This is a genomic window from Mesorhizobium sp. 113-1-2, assembly GCF_016756475.1.
GTDB lineage: Bacteria > Pseudomonadota > Alphaproteobacteria > Rhizobiales > Rhizobiaceae > Mesorhizobium > Mesorhizobium loti_C.
The window spans coordinates 3,965,938-3,981,213 of sequence record NZ_AP023242.1 but is presented as its reverse complement, the minus strand read 5'-3'; the positions used below and the strand labels follow the sequence as shown (position 1 = coordinate 3,981,213).

Genomic DNA, 15,276 nt, shown 5'->3' with positions numbered 1-15,276 from the left:
CCATGGTCGCAACCGTCGGATCGATTTCGATCGATCTCTCCACAAATGCTGCCAAGTTCGCCGACGGTTTCAAAGCCAATGCGACCACTGTCGAGCAGCAGTCGGCGCGCATGGCGAAAGGGATCGCAGCCGTAGAGCGCAATACCGCGGCGATGGGCGCCACGCTGAAGAACTTCGGTTCGGGCCTCCTGGCCGGAGCCGGCATCGCCGCGTTGGGCTCTCTGAGCGGTATTCTCGACAGGGCAAAGCAGGCAATTTCAGAGTTTGACGAGATCGCCAGCAATTCTCGATCGGCGGGCCTACGCAGCGATACCTACCAGGCCCTGAGCTTCGCGGCCAAGCAGGCAAACATCGATCAGGAATCGCTGAACTCGTCGCTCGATATCTTCGCCAAGAATTCCGGTCTGGCCGAGCGTGGGACGGGCGCGCTGTATTCCGGCCTGAAGAACCTCAACCCGGCATTGCTCCAGAACATCGTAAACGCGAAGGACCAGGAAGAGCGCCTGAAGGCAGTCGCTGACGCTATGATGAATACCAAGGACGCGGCCGAACAGGCAGCGCTGGCGTCTGTGGTCTTCGGCAAGGGTGGCGTCGAGATGGCCCGGCTCTTGGACCAGGGGAGCGCATCCATCGCGCGGATGAAACAATCGGCTCAAGAGATGGGAATCATCATCCCCGACGACCTGCTTCAGAAGGCAGGCGAGTTGGATGACAAGCTCGACGTTCTCGCCAAGGTGTTGGACGTCAACATTTCCGAAGCCGCTGTGAAGGCCGGGCCGCTTGTCGTCAAACTGGCGCAAAGCTTCGCCGATTTTGCCAAGGAACTTTCGACCTTCGCCGGCAACGTCGAGCAGTTCATGAACAATGAGAGCGTGGCGAATTTCTTCCGGCTGATAGCCGGCGACACGTCGAACCCGGATTTGCTCGGCAACAAAGTCGCCAAGGCCTTCGATGGCATGAGCGCGGCCTCGCATCGCAGCGCGGCAGAGATCAGTGCGGACATCGCTTCCGTCGAGCAGCAAATCATCGATCTGCAGAAGCTATCCCAGCGCGGAATTGGCGTTGGCATTCAAATCGACGATGCCCAGGCCAACCTTAAGCGCTTGCAAGATGAGTTGGTCCGCACGCAGCGGATAGCCGAGGCCGCCGCGAACAACGCCTCCGGCGCCTTCGATCAATTGCTCAAGTCGATGGGCGACGTGGGCGCCGCAGCGTCCAATCCTTTGCCGACCGTCCACCGCTATGGCGGCGACCCGAACAAGATCGAATTGCCGCAGTTCAGCACCCAGTCGAATGTCAACGGCTCTGGCGTTGGCGTGACGTCATATGGCGGCGCTCCTGACCCAGGGTTTGGGGCCGGCACGCAATCGAACGTCAACGGCAGCGGCGTCAATGTCCGGTCCTATGGCGCGCCCGATCCGAACACCAAGGCCACCGCCAGCTATACTCAGGAGACGGCAGACAACGTTTCGACCCTCGACAAGAACACCAAGGGCTATCTCAAGTCCCTGAGTGGGGACATCGGCGGCTATTCGCAGCAGCAGTCGATCGCCATCAGTCGGCTTTCTCAGGTCGTTGGCGCCTCGATGCAGCAGCTCAACTCCTATGCCCTGGCTGCTCTTGTCCACAACAACGACAGCGGCGCGACTGGCACCGGCAACACCATGTTCGGTGACTCCTTCGATTCCCAATATGGCAGCTATATCTCAAGCTGGGGCGTCGGGAAAACCACGCGGCCGAGCGTCAAATTCCCGACGACATCGAGCGACGGCAATTACAACACCTCGGTCAATGTCCAGCAGCCTGGCAACCCGATCACCTTCAACTATACAGCGGCGCCAGGCGTGAGCAACGAAACCGCCAAGCAGCAGGCGCTCGACATGTACTACGCAATGACGACCGCGGCGGCGAGGGCCTGACGAATGATGGTCGCGGGCCATGCCATCGCCTGGGGCGTTGCGTGCAACGACGAAATTGTCGTCGGCGCTGGTGCGTTCCGCCATCTTCTGCAGCGGGGTTTTCATCCCAAAATGCTTTTGATGCATGAGGGCGAGGAAATCGGCGAATGGGTCAAATTCGAGGAAGATGAACGCGGGCTGTTGTGCGTGGGCGAACTATCGGATTCGCCACGCGCAAGAATGGCGCGGGAGATGTTCGAGGCCGGCAAGCTCACCGGCCTTTCGATGGGTCGGAAGAAAGCAATCGCCAAGCCGATAGCGCCGGGTGCCTCGTTCATTGCCATAATGCTTGATGTCAACGAAATCTCGCTGGTAGACGAGCCCGGATGCCCGCTGGCGCTGATCACCGAGTTCTGCCAGGGGAGCGCCGGCTGATGGGTATCCAACGCCCTGTCCTCTACATCGGCGGCCAGCCGCCGGCGACGCCTACCGTTGCCGATGTGCCGCCTTTCCAGGCCACCTTGCCGACGTCCGCCTACGGCCAGACAATACCCGTGGTGTGGGGCATCATGCGGCTCCCGTCGGCCTACATCTGGTGCGCCCCAATCCTGACCGTGACATCCTCGCATCAAGAGTTCTGGGACACAATCACGACCACGACAAGCTTGATGACGGCGCGCCTACGGTTCGCGCGTCCCTTGGTCCCGAACTCGACTTGGTCGCTCCGAAAGCTGTATGCGAGCGGCAAGCTGATTTTCGACGGCACCACGGGTTACCGCGCCAGTGGTCTTAATTTCCGCGTTTACGATGGCCGATCGAGCCAAGGCCGTGACCCGGCCATGGTTCGCGCCGAGGGCGAGGCCAATGTTTCCGCTCATCGTGGTTACATCGACATCGTCGTCGAGGACTATGACGTGCATGGTTTCGGATCGCCTCCCGTTTTTGAGGGAGAATTCGTCCAGGCCGTCGGCGACGCCGCGTCCGTGCAGAGCTTTCAGGGTTTCTCATCCGATGCCGTCAACACGGTTGCGGCGGCCGATTGGGAAAGCTCGACCTGGTACGGCTACTCAGATGCATCGGGCATGCTCAGGCGCTTCTCGACGGCATTCCTGAGGGAAATCTATGCCGTGCCGGTCAACGGCTTCGGCAGGGCCTATACGGGCCTCGCTGAGAACTTTTTCCGCTACATCCCGGAGATCGATCGGCTGATTGCCGTCGGCGTCATTCCTGGCCCGCTGGGCGGTATCTATCCGTTGCTCATTGACCCCGTCTCGGGGACCTCCGTCGCCGAAGCCGATTCTGCCGGCGATCCTGGTCAATCAGTCAATGCCGCTTGCGCGCTCGTGATCGGGAACACTGCCGGCATCATCGCAATGTCGAGTTTCCATCTAGGCTATGTCTCGATCTACCGGTTCACCGCGACCACCATCGCCCAGGTCTCGATATCGGGAACGACTTGGGACGGTCGCGGCCGGCCGGAATGCTTCACGCCAGGCGAAATCAGGGACGGCGACGCGGACATATGGGTCTGCGCGGGCAACAGCGTCTGGAAAATGGTCATCACCTCGACCGGCTTGACCACGCTGCTGACCGAGTTCGCGACCTTTGCCGATGCTCCGCTCTATGCGGTTTGGCATGACAGCGACCTGATCGTTTGGACCGACAACGCGGAAGCGATCCGCATCGACGGCACGACAGGCGCAGTTGTATGGACGAAGGCCGTGCCATACCAATTGGACACCGGCTCTGCGCGGTCTTTGGCTGGCCCGGATGAGCACCGGCTCGATAACGAGCTGTTCGTGCAAGAGGCCAGCGCCTACTACCTCACCAGCCTCGACACGGGCCTGACGCGATCGATCAGCAAGGCCACGGAATCATCCGACTGGCGCTATGTCTATGACGGCCTGTCGAATGTCGCCATCACCACCGACAACGTTGTGCTTCCGCAGCGGCGCCGCTTCGATGCGGCCGGCAATGGCACGCTGCGCAATCTCTCCGATTTGCTGACCGACCTCATGGTGTACGGCGGCGGATACGATCCGTCGGAAATCACCATTGAGGGCAATATCGACGACCAGATCCAGGGCGCTGTCTTCGACGTCACCGCAGGGGTTCGCGACATCGCGCGTTCGATCTGCGAACCCTATTCCATCGCCATCTTTGAAAGGTAAGAACATGCTTTTGTTCACAGGGCAGATGTTCGGCAATGGCGGCGGGGCCGCGCCTCCCGCTGGTCCGATCAGCTACATCGGGCACAGCCAGGGCAGCGTCGTTGCCGGTGCCTACACCTACGCAAGCGTGCCCTTGTCGGCTCCTGCGGCCGATCGCATCGTCGTTGCGGTTGTTCGAGGCGAGTCTATCGGAAATTATTCGACCACATCGGTCGTTGTGGGTTCGACCACTCTCTCGCTCTGGAGCCCTGGGCGCATTCAGGTTTTCACGACCGTCGTCGGCTATTACGAGGTCTACTATGGCGTGGTGGCGAGCGGAGCCACGCCCAACCTCGTCGTAACCACCAACGCCCAGAACATCAGCGTTGACGTGTATTGCCTTTCAGGCCTGAGCAGCACGCCAGTTGATCAGGTCGGCGTGACATCGGCGAGCGGCACGACCTGCGCGATCAACGACGTCGAGACCAAGGTCGGCGGCGCGGTCATTGCCGGCATCTTGGTGCAGACTTCCGCGGGCGGACCAACCTTGACCGAAAGCTGGAGCGGAGCAGGCAGCATAGTCGAGGATTCAGACATCGATCTTTCGGCCAACACCCACACAGGCGCCGCTCATATCGCCACGTCTGCGGCGACCACGACCGACGATTTCACCTTTACGATATCGGCGTCGAAAACATTCGCTGGCGGCGCGATCAGCTTCGGACCCTAGCCGGCGATCGCCAATCGGGAGATTGTGAATCCCCACATCGGCCGGCTTGCGTATAAGCGGCGGGTTATGCATTATCGCCCCGTTCTCGACGGCAAGGCGAAGCATGCTGGCACGGACGTCCCACCACTGCGATATCTTCGCCATCGCCCGCGCCTGTGGCGTGAAACTGCACGACAGCGCGGACAATCGCTCGACCGGCCGCCAGCCCGGTCATTGCTACTGCAAACCTACCCTTCGGGCCATCGGGCGCCGGCATGGCGAGGCGCACCTGGCCATGGTGCTGAAGTTGATCAACCAGACCGGCAATGGTCTGGAGCTCCATGCCGCCACGCTGCAAGCGGTTTCCTATCTCATCCTCGTCGAAGTCATGCCGATCGGCTCGGCCTTGTTCGATGCCTTCGACCGGATCGACCTTGGCCACGTCCGCCGCATGGCCAGGGCGATGCCTGGGCTGACCTCGAACAACATGGTGGCGCTGCTCTATCCGATGCTGGCGGGCACCGCTATTTTCGAGAAGGTGGCAGCATGACCGAGATCGAGGTCGAAGGCGTTGGCATCTATCGGTTGCCGAACGAATGGCAATACGGGCGCCTCGGCCGGATGAGAGGCGAGAAGCGCCATACCGCGGTCCTTGCCTTCGGGTGCGGGATGACCGTCAGGCAGTTCAACAAACTTCCTGCCGACAAGCAGCATGAGGTGCACCGGGCCTATCTCAAGCTGATGTCGCCAAGCAATGTTGTGCCGCTGGGCGACCCGGCGCCGGCAGAGACTCGGTCAATTCCACGCGGCCATCTATCCGTCGACCAGAAGCTTGCCGTCGGTCGCTGGCTGCTCAAGGTCAAGGCACAGTTGCCGCATGGCCATTTCGGGCCGTGGATTGAGACGCAGAAGGGCCTATCCCGCAGTATGGCCTCGCAATGCATGCGGTTGGCCACAGGCGGGCGCCAGGACGCGCGGGAAGAGTTGGCGGCGTAGTACAGCGGCCAGCGGCAAACGCGCGCTGGTGGGCTTCCTGGCCAACTATTTGATACTGGGGGCAGGCGGTTTCATCATCACGCGCAACTGCATCTTGTCGATAGTTGCGACGATGGCAGCCGCCAGCGCTTCCGCTTCATGGATCAACTCCGGCCCGTAGAGGCCGTTCACCGCTTCCTCGCTCGGCAGTACACCGGGCGGGCAGTGTTCCTCGATCGTGCGCCGGATGAGCATCAGGGCTGCCCGGCATTCGTCGGCTTCGATCTTCATGACCTTCAAACATGCAAATCGTCTAAAATGTTCCGGAACTATTTTAGCGCAGGCTAATTGAATCGCGGTTTGTGAGTCCTGTGCATGCGTTTGAAGTTCGTCGCGCCCTTGATGCCGACCTTGGTGGAGAAGCCGCCAGAGGGCGACAATTGGATTCACGAGGTCAAATTCGATGGCTACCGCTCGCAACTGATCATCGATGAGGACGGGACGCGCATCTACACGCGCAACGGTCACGATTGGACAGCCAAATATTCCGACCTGGTGAAAGAGGCGGCGAACCTCGGCGCCGAGAGCGCCATCGTAGACGGCGAGATCATCGTTCTGAACGAGGCCGGCCTGTCCGACTTCGGCGAATTGCGAAAGGCGATCACCCGCCGGCAGCATGACCTCTATTTCGTCGCCTTCGACTTGCTGCATCTCAATGGCCATGATCTGCGCGACATGGAGCTCGAGGAACGCCGCGAGATCCTGGCCAGCATGATCGAGCCTGGTGGCCGTATCCAGTTCAGCGAGCCGCTGCCGGGCGAAGCCAAGGCCATCTTTCACCTGCTTGACCAGGCAGGGCTTGAGGGAATGGTATCGAAGCGGCGCGATAGCAAATACCGCAGCGGCCCGTCGACGAACTGGTTGAAGGCGAAATGCTACTCGGTCGACGAATATGAGTTGATTGGCGTCGAGCGTGAGGCCGGCAAGCCGGCGTTTGCCCTGATGGCCGATCGCAAGACCGGCCGCTATGTCGGCTCAGCTTTCATCAACTCCAGCCGCGCCATCCGGGAGCGGCTGTGGAAGCGTGTCCAGGAGCACGCAGGGCCGGCGCCGAAAGGTATGAAGCGGCCGGCGACGCAATGGGTCAAGCCCGGCATCATCGGCCGCGTGAAGCACTTGCGTGGCGAAGAGGATCTGCGACACGCTTCATTGCAGGATTTTCGTGAGGAATGAGCAAGCGAGGGAGCGATTTTCTCTACCATTGGATATCGGACCATTTATCCGACGATCCGATCACGGACCACGTGCTGCTGGTCATTGAAATGGCTGTGGATGCGAAACGGGCGGCTGAAGCCCAAGGCATTCCCGGTCGAGAGATCGACGAGGAAATTAGCACGATTTACGAATTCATCGTGCAGGCGCTGCGCTGACCACCGCTCGCCGGGAACCTAAGCGACAGGGCGAACTTATCGCCACATGAGCACGCGCGGAATCAACTTCCTGCATCAGTGGATAGCCAACAACGTGCCCGAGACGACGAAGGCCGATGTCATCTCGGTCGACGAACTCACGCACAAGCTGATCGCCGACGCCAAGGCGCTCGGCATAAAGCGGGGCGAGATCGACGAAGAGGTCGACAGCCTCTATCGAACGATTCTCGACGCCATTGTGCATTACGAGCCTGGCCTGCCGGAATAGCCTTGCCACAGAACCCGATCGGAGGAATATAATCCTCCCGTTGCGGCGAACCCCTGAAACGGAGATCGCCAATGGCCAGAACCAAACCTTCCAAGCAGTTATCGCAGGCTGAGATCGAGTGCTTCCTGGTGGCAGCGGAGGCGCTGCACAAGAGCATCGTGAGGCCGCTCATATCGCCAAGCAGCGATCACTTTCGAGCGCTCCAGAGGACGCACGAGGCGCTACTGAAGACGGTGAAGGATATCACCGGCGACGATGCGCCGTTCATCCAATGGAATGGGACAGGGCCGGCGCGTCCGCCTTCTTAGGCTAGTGTAGCCTCTGATTCCCGCGGTGGCCGTACCATGTCTCGATTGGCGATTCCGGATCGATATGCCGGCCAAGCGATTTCAGGTGGGCAACGATCTCTGGCAGCAAGAGATCGCGATCGCCAAACTCCTCGCCTATGCGCGCGAGATCATCCGCTGCCGAGGCCATCTCCTCGACGTCACCAAGCACGTAGCCTTTATCGCCGATGGCGCAGATATCGCAGCCAGCCTTAATCACCCTGTCTACGAAAGCGGGGATCTCGCTTGCCTTCATGAGCCTTTTGGTACGGGCCATTGCTATTCATCTCCTCTGGCAAGTCTAAATGCCAGAGCACGATGCGCTTAAGCTACCTGAACAATCGCGCAGGCTTGAATAGCGCCTCGCAATGCTGAAGCCTCGGGTCGAGGAGATCACGCCGAAGCGGAAGCAAAACCGGGTGGTTACCTCGGGAGGTAAAACCCCGGCGCGAGGCCGGGGTTTGGATAATATGGTCAGCCGAATTTGCGAGCAGCCGGCTCGTTTACAATTTCGCTGTGCAAACCGCGAAGCGCCTTGACCATCTCAATGGGTCGAGAGTTGATCAGCAGCAGGTAGGCCCGCATTGCCTGGACCGGGCGCGAGCGCCCCTGTTCCCACTGCTTCAATTGATCAAAGCCAAAAGCGAATGTGGAAGCGAAATCTTTCTGCGAAAGACCAGTCTTCGCACGGATGGCCTTCACGTCAATCTCTGCCGGCACATGAAGCTTGTAGGGCTCGGACTCGCCGCGCGCGACGGCAAGCGCTTCCTGCAGCCCCTCCGCGATCTGATCGAATACCTTCTTGCTCATGCTCTTTCTCCACCTGCGGCTAGCGGTTGGACGCGTCGCGCATATTCATCTACAATGGCAGCCGTAAATGCCCTCAGCCCGTTACGTTCGGCCTTGGAAAGATTGATCTTTTGGCTCTTCCCAAAAACGGTAATGAGGAAAACCGGAAGATCTGTGCCTGTGTAGAATGTTATCGTGCGAACGCCTCCGCTCTTGCCTTTGTTATTGCCACGAATCGAAAACCTTACCTTCCGGCAACCACCCGTTCCGACGATTTCTTCGCCGTCATCCGGGTTCGCTGCAATGTGGTCGACGAAGTCCTCAATGTCCTCATCAGACATCCCGGCTGCCTCGGCCGCCCTACGGAAAGCTGTCAGTTCTGATACTGTATGCATGCCCGGCATAAGTATGTAAACTACGCACCTTGTCAACTGGTAAACAGGCTAGTCGGTTCCATTCAAATCCCCATGGTGAGGGGATTTAACCCTGTTCCACGAAAGAGAAGGTCGGCCTGATCGTCGGATAGCGTCCGATGCTCCACCAATGCGGCTGCAACGCGTTCGATCGCCGCCCGGTGTTGGATGACGGCTATGCGCGCCTTCGCCCTCAGGCGGGCCTCATGGCGGTCGAAGACATCATCGCCAACATACGAGGCGCCGGGCAATCCGAGCCAAGCGAGGCAAGCCGTTGCGCGCTCGCAATCAACACTCTCGCCAACGTCGGCCGTGCTAAGAATGATCCGCTCAGCTTCGGCGCCGGCGTAGAGCGCGATGCAAAACGCTTCAACAATCGGACGTTTGGCGCCGTCGCCACGTTCCCAATGAAAGCGCGGATCGAGCATGACGCTATGGCCAAGCTCATCAGGTGTTTCGCCTTCGATCGTGACTTCGCCACAAGGCACACCAAAAGCGCGACCGACAACTGCATGGCCGGCCTCGTGGATTGCGGTTTGCAGATCCCGATCAGCCATTTCCGACGATGCCGCCATCGGCTTTGGCAGCCCTCCTGAGCCTGGCACCGGTGCCCTCGCCATTGGTGATGTCGACATTGTGCGCAGCGTAGGCAGCGACAATCTTTGCCTTGGTCGTTTCGGTAGCAATTCCAGTCGTTTCGAACCGATGCACAGTTGTGAAGGCGATGCCTGCCTTTTCGGCAAGGTCGCGCACCGACCATTTCAGGATTGCTCGCGCTGCGCGGTTTGCTTCCGGCGTCAAAGGCGCTTCATGCATACAGGTGTACCCATTCCAGTTGACTTTGCTAACGGCTGTATGTTTTACATACGGTCGTAACTGAACGCAACATCTACCGGAGTTTTCCAATGCCGAACACCTGTGTTCCGGCAGCCGGCGAAGCTATGCCCGCTGCCGAGGTAATGCCGATCATCGGGCGATTTTCCGGCCGGATCCTGCTCGTCCAGCGGAGGCCGTCATGACCTATGCTGCCATCGTGCTGCTGCTGGCCGCAGCGGGGCTCAGGACGCGCTTGGGACGCCTAGTCCTGGCCCGGCAACTCCTCCGCGCCTCGAACGTCCTTGGTGACGCTGGGAGCCGCGCCTTAGACAATGTGAAGGAGGATCATCGCCATGGATGACCTCCAGTTTACAAAGAAGGCCGAGGCCTATGCCGCCGCTAATTATTCCGAGCCGGAAGAATTACCGCCGCCGCTTCTCGTCGACTGCAAAAGCCGCCGCTCGATCGCAGATTCCATTGAGCGGCTGATCGACATGCTCGACGCGATGTCACCGGATCCTGACCTTGAGGACGGCGCCGACGACGAGCCGTCTCTTGGCTGGACGCATCGTGGCGGGCAATCGATCCTGGCCGCCACAGCACCCAATGGCTCACCCTGCGACACGATCGACCTTGAGCTCGACAACTGCGACGACGAGGACGGCGGCGACGCCGAGCCTTGCCCCGACATCGCCGGCGAGCTCATCATGTGGCCCGACGATCTGGAATCGCAGGAAGTGCTTGTGAGGTCGGGGATATGAGCGCTCTCTCTCGCGCCACGCTCGACCCGCTCGCAGCGGCGACAGAGCCGAGCAACGACATGATTGTCCTGCCGTTCCACCACGGCTACTGCAACAACTTCGGCATGATTCCGATCCGTACCGACGAACATTTCATGCTTGTCTCGTCGTGGCACTACGACCCCAAGCACTATCCGCCGGGATCTTGTATTCAATAGGTCCGGCCCGCTGAAACCGGCAAATCTGAAGCTGGCCCGCTGCTCAGGTGGCGGGCTTTTGTTAGCCGTCCGTTAGCCGAACAGCTTCGCCCGAAAGGGTCTTTCCACCTAAGCTTTTGAAATCTTTGGTGGGTGCGCACAGGATTGAACTGTGGACCCGCTGATTAAGAGTCAGCTGCTCTACCAACTGAGCTACGCACCCACTCGGCCGGCAAAAACCGGCGTTGGCGGGCATATAGCCGCCACCATCGGTCATGTCTAGCCCTGCCGGAATCATTTCCCGACAAATCGCTGAAGTGCCGCACGTCTCACACGAACAGTCTGCCTTCCGCCACCTTGACCGCATGGCCGCCAATGCGCGCCGAGGCCAGTTTTCCGCCTTGCACGGTCAGTTCGAGACGGATGCGCGACGGCCGGCCCATCTCCAGCCCCTGCTCGATCCACAGCTGGGAAATGCCATCCGTCGGGCCGTCGAAATGCATGATGGCGCCGGCGAAGGCTGCCGCCGCCGAACCGGTCGCCGGGTCTTCATAGGAAGGCGTGCCGGGCACGATCATGCGGACATGGAAGGCGCTTTCGTGGTTCACCGTCTCGCGGCAATAGACATAGGGGCTGGCGAAGGCCCATTCGCTCTTGCGCGGCGCCAGTTCCGACCACGCCTGGTTGTCCAGACGGATGCGGCCCGCCGCTTCGAGGTTGGCGACCGGGATCGTCACATAGGGCACGCCCGCCGACCAGAAGGCGACTCGGTGATTCTCGAAGCCGATCTCATGCGGCGCCAGGCCAAGGGCGGCACCGATCGCCTGCGGGTCGGCGGAGAGTTCCAGCGGCTCCGGCAATTTGGCGAGATCGAACTCGGCGAAGGTGGCGCCATCATGCGTGCTGACGGCGCATCGCACCGGGCCGATGTTTTCTTCCAACACGAAGATGCCGGCGCTGCCCTCGCCGGCCAGTTCGGCAAGCGCGATGGCCGAACCCACCGTCGGATGGCCGGCGAACGGCATTTCATAGTCGGGCGTGAAGATCCGGATACGGTTTTTATGCTTGGGATTGTCCGGGGGCAGCACAAAGACCGATTCGGACAGGTTGAATTCGCGCGCGATGGCCTGCATCGCGGCCGTGTCCAGGCCTTTGCAATCCAACACCACCGCCAGCGGATTGCCAGCCAGTCGCTCGGTCGTAAACACATCGTAAAGTAAGTAATTCCGGGTTTGCATTCCTGCCTCAATCCCAACATGGGCGAAATTTAATTTGATATTCGAACCAGCAAGCCTGATCTGTGCACAGATAGGGACATTGCGCATCATAGGGGTCCAGCGTGGACCAGATTGTCAATCTGCCAAAGACAGAATCGGATTCCGCCATCGAGACGGCGCTTGGGCTCGATAAAAACGGGCGGAGCAAGGCGCGCCGGCGTGGCTGGCTCTATGCGTTGCTGACCCTGCTCGTGCTTGCCGCCGGTCTTGGCCTCTATCAGTGGTATGCCGGCTCACCCGCCAAGATCGATTACACCACCGTGCCGGCGGCCAAGGCCGACCTCACCGTCCAGGTGTCGGCAACCGGCACGCTGCAGCCGCTCACCCAGGTCGACATATCCAGCGAACTGTCCGGCATCATCCGATCGGTCTCCGCCGAGGAGAACCAGCAGGTCAAGAAGGGCGACGTGCTGGCGACGCTCGATACGGTGAAACTCGAGGTCCAGATCGAACGCGCCGAGGCATCCGCCAAGGGCGCCGCTGCCAATGTCGAAGACGCCACGGTGACGCTGGCCGAGAACGAAAGCGCGCTGGTACGCGCAGCGGCCTTGACCAAGCGCGGCATGGCGACCGACCAGTCGCTCGAGGCTGCAACCGCGACGCGCGACCGCGCCAAGGCGGCGCTCGACAGTGCGCGAGCCAATCTCGCCATCGCCCAGGCCGACCTCAAGGCGCAGCAGACCGACCTTGCCAAAAGCACGATCTATGCGCCAATCGACGGCATCGTTTTGACCCGTTCGGTCGATCCCGGCCAGACGGTCGCCTCCTCACTGCAGGCGCCGGTGCTTTTCATCATCGCCGCGGATCTGCGGAACATGGAACTCGTGGCGGCTGTCGACGAAGCCGATATCGGCGCCGTCAAGCCAGGCCAGCATGCCCGCTTCACGGTCGATGCCTTCCCCGACCGACCCTTCGACGCCGAAATCCGCGACATCTCCTATGCCTCGGTCACGACCGACGGCGTCGTCACCTACAATGCGCGGCTCGAGGTCGACAACAACGAGCTGTTGCTGCGCCCCGGCATGACCGCCACCGTTTCTGTCGTCACGAGGGAAGCGAAGGGCGTGCTCACCGTCCCCGCCAGCGCCTTCCGCTATCGTCCGGCGCAGCAGGCCGCACGGGGCTGGAGTTTTAGCGACCTGTTCACGGGCCGTATGGGCCGTCCGGGCGGCAATCGCCAGCGCCAGGCCGCGACCGCCCCCACCGATGGCTCGCGCACGCTCTATGTGCTGGAGAACGGCCGCCCGCATCCCGTCAACGTCAAGATCGGCTCGACCGATGGTGAACTGACCGAGATCACGTCGGGCCTGGAGGAAGGCGCGCAGGTCATCACCGCCTCGCAGCAGCGGAGCTGATTCCGTGGCCGCCGGCGCGCCTCTCATCACCTTTGACAAGGTCTGGAAAAGCTATGGCCAGGGCGAGGCCCGCGTGCACGCGCTGGCCGGCGTCGACCTTGCCATCAAGCGCGGCGAGTTCGTCGCCATCATGGGTCCGTCCGGTTCCGGCAAGTCGACGGCAATGAACATCATCGGCTGCCTCGACACGCCGACGGCTGGAACCTACTCCTTCATGGGTGTCGATGCCGGCCGGCTCGACCGCAACCGCCGCGCCATGCTGCGCAACCTCTATGTCGGCTTCGTCTTCCAGGGCTACAATCTGCTGGCGCGCACCACAGCCGCGGAGAACGTCGAACTGCCACTGATCTATCGCGGCGTGGCCAGCCGCGAGCGCCGGGACCTTGCCATGCAGGCGCTGGCCCAGGTCGGCCTTGTCGGCCGCGAGCACCACACGCCGGCCGAACTTTCCGGCGGCCAGCAGCAGCGCGTGGCGATCGCGCGCGCCATCGTCACCAGACCGACGCTGCTCGTCGCCGACGAGCCGACCGGCAATCTCGACACCGCACGCACGCATGAGATCATGGAGCTTTTGACCAAGCTCAACAAGGAACTCGGCCTGACCGTCACCATGGTCACGCACGAGGCCGATGTCGCCGACTATGCCGAGCGCACCATCCGCTTCCTCGACGGCCACGTCGCCTCGGACACCATGAAGGTGGAGCTGGCATGATCTGGGAAACCGTCCGCCTCTCGCTACGCTCGATCCGCCGCAACGTGCTGCGCTCGTTCCTGACGCTGCTCGGCATCGTCATCGGTGTCGCCGCCGTCATCGCCATGCTGACCATCGGCTCCGGCACCACGCAAAAGGTCAAGGCCGACATCTCCAAGCTCGGCAGCAACCTGCTTGTCGTCCGGTCAGGCCGCCCGGCCGGTCCCGGCGGCCCGGGCGGGCTCGACCAGGTGGTGCGGCCGCTGGCCGAAAAGGACCTGGAAGCACTTGTCGCGCATCTGACCGGCGCGCGCGCCATCTCGCCGGCCTCGCAAAAGCAGGTGCGGGTCATCTTCGGCACAGAAAGCCTGACATCGGGCGTCACCGGCACCGACAGCGCCTATCTCGATGCACGCGACTGGAAGCTGGTTTCGGGCCGTCCGTTCAGCGATTCCGAGACCCGCTCGGGCACCGGCGTCTGCCTGATCGGCGAGACGGTGCGCCAGCAATTCTTCGGCGCCGGCGATCCCGAAGGCGAGATCATCCGCGTCAACCGCACCTCCTGCAAGATCATCGGCCTGCTCGAGCCCAAGGGCTATACCGGCTTCGGCCAGGATCAGGACAATGTCGTCCTGATGCCGCTGCACGCCTATCAGCGCCGCATCGCCGGCAACCGCGACATCGACAACATCTACATCGCCGCCGACGACAGCACGCCGACCAGCGAGTTGCAGCCGCGCGTCGAGGATATTTTGCGCGATGCGCGCCGCATGACGCCCGACCGCGAGAGCGATTTCGCCATCCGTGACATGACCCAGATCGCCGACGCCATGGCCAGCGCCACCACCACCATGACCGGCATGCTGGGCGCGGTCGCCGGCGTCAGCCTTTTGGTCGGCGGCATCGGCATCATGAACATCATGCTGGTCTCGGTCACCGAGCGCACCCGCGAGATCGGCATCCGGCTAGCCATCGGCGCGCATGAAAAGCACATTCTGATTCAGTTCCTGGTCGAGGCGACGGTGCTGTCGCTGCTCGGCGGCATCATCGGCATCCTGACCGGCCTGGCGCTCGCCGGTCTCGCCGCGGTGACGCTGACGATACCTTTCGCGCCGAGCCCGGCTGTCATCCTGCTGGCCGTCGGTTTTTCGGCCCTCATCGGCATGGTGTTCGGCTTCTTCCCGGCCCTGCGCGGCGCCAGGCTCGATCCGATCGACGCGCTGCGGCACGAGTAATTTCACC

The 15,276-nt window shown here is 61.5% G+C and carries 22 protein-coding genes and 1 tRNA gene; 15 read left to right on the top strand and 8 right to left on the bottom strand.

Going from position 1 to position 15,276, the window contains the following annotated elements; genetic code table 11:
* Positions 1-2 precede the first annotated feature (2 nt).
* The 6 genes from JN279_RS19270 to JN279_RS19245 all read left to right on the top strand — a co-directional run bounded on the left by JN279_RS19270 (position 3) and on the right by JN279_RS19245 (position 5,753).
* Positions 3-1,919, top strand: a complete 1,917-nt coding sequence (locus tag JN279_RS19270; RefSeq protein WP_202349988.1) for a methyl-accepting chemotaxis protein — start codon at positions 3-5, stop codon at positions 1,917-1,919.
* 3 nt (positions 1,920-1,922) lie between these two features.
* Positions 1,923-2,333 carry an HK97 family phage prohead protease gene (locus tag JN279_RS19265; protein ID WP_202349987.1) on the top strand — a complete coding sequence of 137 codons (411 nt, stop codon included), beginning with the start codon at positions 1,923-1,925 and terminating at the stop codon, positions 2,331-2,333.
* Positions 2,333-4,069, top strand: coding sequence for a hypothetical protein (locus JN279_RS19260; RefSeq protein ID WP_202349986.1), 1,737 nt, complete (start codon positions 2,333-2,335; stop codon positions 4,067-4,069). Before JN279_RS19265 ends, JN279_RS19260 begins: the two co-directional genes overlap by 1 nt.
* A gap of 25 nt (positions 4,070-4,094) precedes the next feature.
* Positions 4,095-4,778, top strand: a complete 684-nt coding sequence (locus JN279_RS19255; RefSeq protein ID WP_202349985.1) for a hypothetical protein — start codon at positions 4,095-4,097, stop codon at positions 4,776-4,778.
* Between the two features lie 103 nt (positions 4,779-4,881).
* Positions 4,882-5,307 carry a hypothetical protein gene (locus tag JN279_RS19250; RefSeq protein WP_202349984.1) on the top strand — a complete coding sequence of 142 codons (426 nt, stop codon included), beginning with the start codon at positions 4,882-4,884 and terminating at the stop codon, positions 5,305-5,307.
* Positions 5,304-5,753 (top strand): DUF3102 domain-containing protein, encoded by a 450-nt coding sequence (locus tag JN279_RS19245; protein ID WP_202349983.1) that lies wholly within the window; start codon positions 5,304-5,306, stop codon positions 5,751-5,753. Before JN279_RS19250 ends, JN279_RS19245 begins: the two co-directional genes overlap by 4 nt.
* Before the next feature lie 45 nt (positions 5,754-5,798).
* Here JN279_RS19245 and JN279_RS19240 read toward each other — a convergent pair whose 3' ends face one another.
* Entirely contained in the window at positions 5,799-6,023 is a 225-nt protein-coding gene (locus JN279_RS19240) for a hypothetical protein (protein WP_038652471.1), read from the bottom strand.
* A gap of 84 nt (positions 6,024-6,107) precedes the next feature.
* Between JN279_RS19240 and JN279_RS19235 the strand changes: the two genes are divergently transcribed.
* From JN279_RS19235 to JN279_RS19220, 4 genes are all read left to right on the top strand, one after another.
* Positions 6,108-6,965: an ATP-dependent DNA ligase gene (locus tag JN279_RS19235; RefSeq protein ID WP_202349982.1), complete on the top strand. Its 858-nt coding sequence runs from the start codon at positions 6,108-6,110 to the stop codon at positions 6,963-6,965.
* Positions 6,962-7,162, top strand: a complete 201-nt coding sequence (locus tag JN279_RS19230) for a DUF768 domain-containing protein (RefSeq protein WP_202349981.1) — start codon at positions 6,962-6,964, stop codon at positions 7,160-7,162. The genes JN279_RS19235 and JN279_RS19230 overlap by 4 nt, the downstream gene beginning before the upstream one ends.
* 46 nt (positions 7,163-7,208) lie before the next feature.
* The gene (locus tag JN279_RS19225; RefSeq protein WP_202349980.1) at positions 7,209-7,430 is read left to right on the top strand and encodes a DUF768 domain-containing protein; all 222 of its coding nucleotides are present in this window, start codon (positions 7,209-7,211) and stop codon (positions 7,428-7,430) included.
* Between the two features lie 71 nt (positions 7,431-7,501).
* Positions 7,502-7,738, top strand: coding sequence for a hypothetical protein (locus JN279_RS19220; RefSeq protein ID WP_202349979.1), 237 nt, complete (start codon positions 7,502-7,504; stop codon positions 7,736-7,738).
* A gap of 1 nt (position 7,739) precedes the next feature.
* Here the strand turns inward: JN279_RS19220 and JN279_RS19215 are convergent, their stop codons facing one another.
* The 5 genes from JN279_RS19215 to JN279_RS19195 form a co-directional block, all read right to left on the bottom strand.
* Complete coding sequence (locus tag JN279_RS19215; protein ID WP_342216259.1) at positions 7,740-8,033, bottom strand: hypothetical protein; 294 nt, start codon at positions 8,031-8,033, stop codon at positions 7,740-7,742.
* A 197-nt stretch (positions 8,034-8,230) separates the two neighbouring features.
* On the bottom strand, positions 8,231-8,566 hold the full coding sequence (locus tag JN279_RS19210; RefSeq protein ID WP_202349978.1) for a helix-turn-helix domain-containing protein: 336 nt from the start codon (positions 8,564-8,566) through the stop codon (positions 8,231-8,233).
* A complete protein-coding gene (locus JN279_RS19205) occupies positions 8,563-8,940 on the bottom strand; it encodes a type II toxin-antitoxin system RelE/ParE family toxin (RefSeq protein ID WP_202349977.1) in 378 nt (125 codons plus the stop codon). Before JN279_RS19205 ends, JN279_RS19210 begins: the two co-directional genes overlap by 4 nt.
* Before the next feature lie 62 nt (positions 8,941-9,002).
* Positions 9,003-9,533 (bottom strand): hypothetical protein, encoded by a 531-nt coding sequence (locus tag JN279_RS19200; protein WP_202349976.1) that lies wholly within the window; start codon positions 9,531-9,533, stop codon positions 9,003-9,005.
* On the bottom strand, positions 9,508-9,759 hold the full coding sequence (locus JN279_RS19195) for a helix-turn-helix transcriptional regulator (protein WP_202349975.1): 252 nt from the start codon (positions 9,757-9,759) through the stop codon (positions 9,508-9,510). Before JN279_RS19195 ends, JN279_RS19200 begins: the two co-directional genes overlap by 26 nt.
* 368 nt (positions 9,760-10,127) lie before the next feature.
* Between JN279_RS19195 and JN279_RS19190 the strand changes: the two genes are divergently transcribed.
* Positions 10,128-10,535: a hypothetical protein gene (locus tag JN279_RS19190; RefSeq protein WP_202349974.1), complete on the top strand. Its 408-nt coding sequence runs from the start codon at positions 10,128-10,130 to the stop codon at positions 10,533-10,535.
* The gene (locus JN279_RS19185; protein ID WP_202349973.1) at positions 10,532-10,732 is read left to right on the top strand and encodes a hypothetical protein; all 201 of its coding nucleotides are present in this window, start codon (positions 10,532-10,534) and stop codon (positions 10,730-10,732) included. Before JN279_RS19190 ends, JN279_RS19185 begins: the two co-directional genes overlap by 4 nt.
* Positions 10,733-10,858: 126 nt before the next feature.
* On the opposite strand, the gene JN279_RS19180 is transcribed toward JN279_RS19185, so the two are convergent.
* Positions 10,859-10,934, bottom strand: a tRNA-Lys gene (locus JN279_RS19180).
* 106 nt (positions 10,935-11,040) lie between these two features.
* A complete protein-coding gene (locus JN279_RS19175; protein WP_096447214.1) occupies positions 11,041-11,949 on the bottom strand; it encodes a PhzF family phenazine biosynthesis protein in 909 nt (302 codons plus the stop codon).
* A 101-nt stretch (positions 11,950-12,050) separates the two neighbouring features.
* Between JN279_RS19175 and JN279_RS19170 the strand changes: the two genes are divergently transcribed.
* From JN279_RS19170 to JN279_RS19160, 3 genes are read left to right on the top strand one after another with little or no spacing between them, the layout of a single operon-like run.
* On the top strand, positions 12,051-13,343 hold the full coding sequence (locus tag JN279_RS19170; RefSeq protein ID WP_202353608.1) for an efflux RND transporter periplasmic adaptor subunit: 1,293 nt from the start codon (positions 12,051-12,053) through the stop codon (positions 13,341-13,343).
* A 4-nt stretch (positions 13,344-13,347) separates the two neighbouring features.
* Positions 13,348-14,055 carry an ABC transporter ATP-binding protein gene (locus JN279_RS19165; protein WP_096447218.1) on the top strand — a complete coding sequence of 236 codons (708 nt, stop codon included), beginning with the start codon at positions 13,348-13,350 and terminating at the stop codon, positions 14,053-14,055.
* Positions 14,052-15,269: an ABC transporter permease gene (locus JN279_RS19160; RefSeq protein ID WP_096447220.1), complete on the top strand. Its 1,218-nt coding sequence runs from the start codon at positions 14,052-14,054 to the stop codon at positions 15,267-15,269. The genes JN279_RS19165 and JN279_RS19160 overlap by 4 nt, the downstream gene beginning before the upstream one ends.
* Positions 15,270-15,276 lie beyond the last annotated feature (7 nt).

Coding starts and splice junctions, on each gene's coding strand:
- JN279_RS19185 (WP_202349973.1), top strand. CDS start 10,532: ATGAGCGCTCTCTCTCGCGCCACGCTCGACCCGCTCGCAGCGGCGACA.
- JN279_RS19245 (WP_202349983.1), top strand. CDS start 5,304: ATGACCGAGATCGAGGTCGAAGGCGTTGGCATCTATCGGTTGCCGAAC.
- JN279_RS19175 (WP_096447214.1), bottom strand. CDS start 11,949: ATGCAAACCCGGAATTACTTACTTTACGATGTGTTTACGACCGAGCGA.
- JN279_RS19255 (WP_202349985.1), top strand. CDS start 4,095: ATGTTCGGCAATGGCGGCGGGGCCGCGCCTCCCGCTGGTCCGATCAGC.
- JN279_RS19260 (WP_202349986.1), top strand. CDS start 2,333: ATGGGTATCCAACGCCCTGTCCTCTACATCGGCGGCCAGCCGCCGGCG.
- JN279_RS19250 (WP_202349984.1), top strand. CDS start 4,882: ATGCTGGCACGGACGTCCCACCACTGCGATATCTTCGCCATCGCCCGC.
- JN279_RS19200 (WP_202349976.1), bottom strand. CDS start 9,533: ATGGCGGCATCGTCGGAAATGGCTGATCGGGATCTGCAAACCGCAATC.
- JN279_RS19225 (WP_202349980.1), top strand. CDS start 7,209: ATGAGCACGCGCGGAATCAACTTCCTGCATCAGTGGATAGCCAACAAC.
- JN279_RS19220 (WP_202349979.1), top strand. CDS start 7,502: ATGGCCAGAACCAAACCTTCCAAGCAGTTATCGCAGGCTGAGATCGAG.
- JN279_RS19265 (WP_202349987.1), top strand. CDS start 1,923: ATGATGGTCGCGGGCCATGCCATCGCCTGGGGCGTTGCGTGCAACGAC.
- JN279_RS19215 (WP_342216259.1), bottom strand. CDS start 8,033: ATGGCCCGTACCAAAAGGCTCATGAAGGCAAGCGAGATCCCCGCTTTC.
- JN279_RS19210 (WP_202349978.1), bottom strand. CDS start 8,566: ATGAGCAAGAAGGTATTCGATCAGATCGCGGAGGGGCTGCAGGAAGCG.
- JN279_RS19205 (WP_202349977.1), bottom strand. CDS start 8,940: ATGCATACAGTATCAGAACTGACAGCTTTCCGTAGGGCGGCCGAGGCA.
- JN279_RS19240 (WP_038652471.1), bottom strand. CDS start 6,023: ATGAAGATCGAAGCCGACGAATGCCGGGCAGCCCTGATGCTCATCCGG.
- JN279_RS19190 (WP_202349974.1), top strand. CDS start 10,128: ATGGATGACCTCCAGTTTACAAAGAAGGCCGAGGCCTATGCCGCCGCT.
- JN279_RS19235 (WP_202349982.1), top strand. CDS start 6,108: ATGCGTTTGAAGTTCGTCGCGCCCTTGATGCCGACCTTGGTGGAGAAG.
- JN279_RS19270 (WP_202349988.1), top strand. CDS start 3: ATGGTCGCAACCGTCGGATCGATTTCGATCGATCTCTCCACAAATGCT.
- JN279_RS19160 (WP_096447220.1), top strand. CDS start 14,052: ATGATCTGGGAAACCGTCCGCCTCTCGCTACGCTCGATCCGCCGCAAC.
- JN279_RS19230 (WP_202349981.1), top strand. CDS start 6,962: ATGAGCAAGCGAGGGAGCGATTTTCTCTACCATTGGATATCGGACCAT.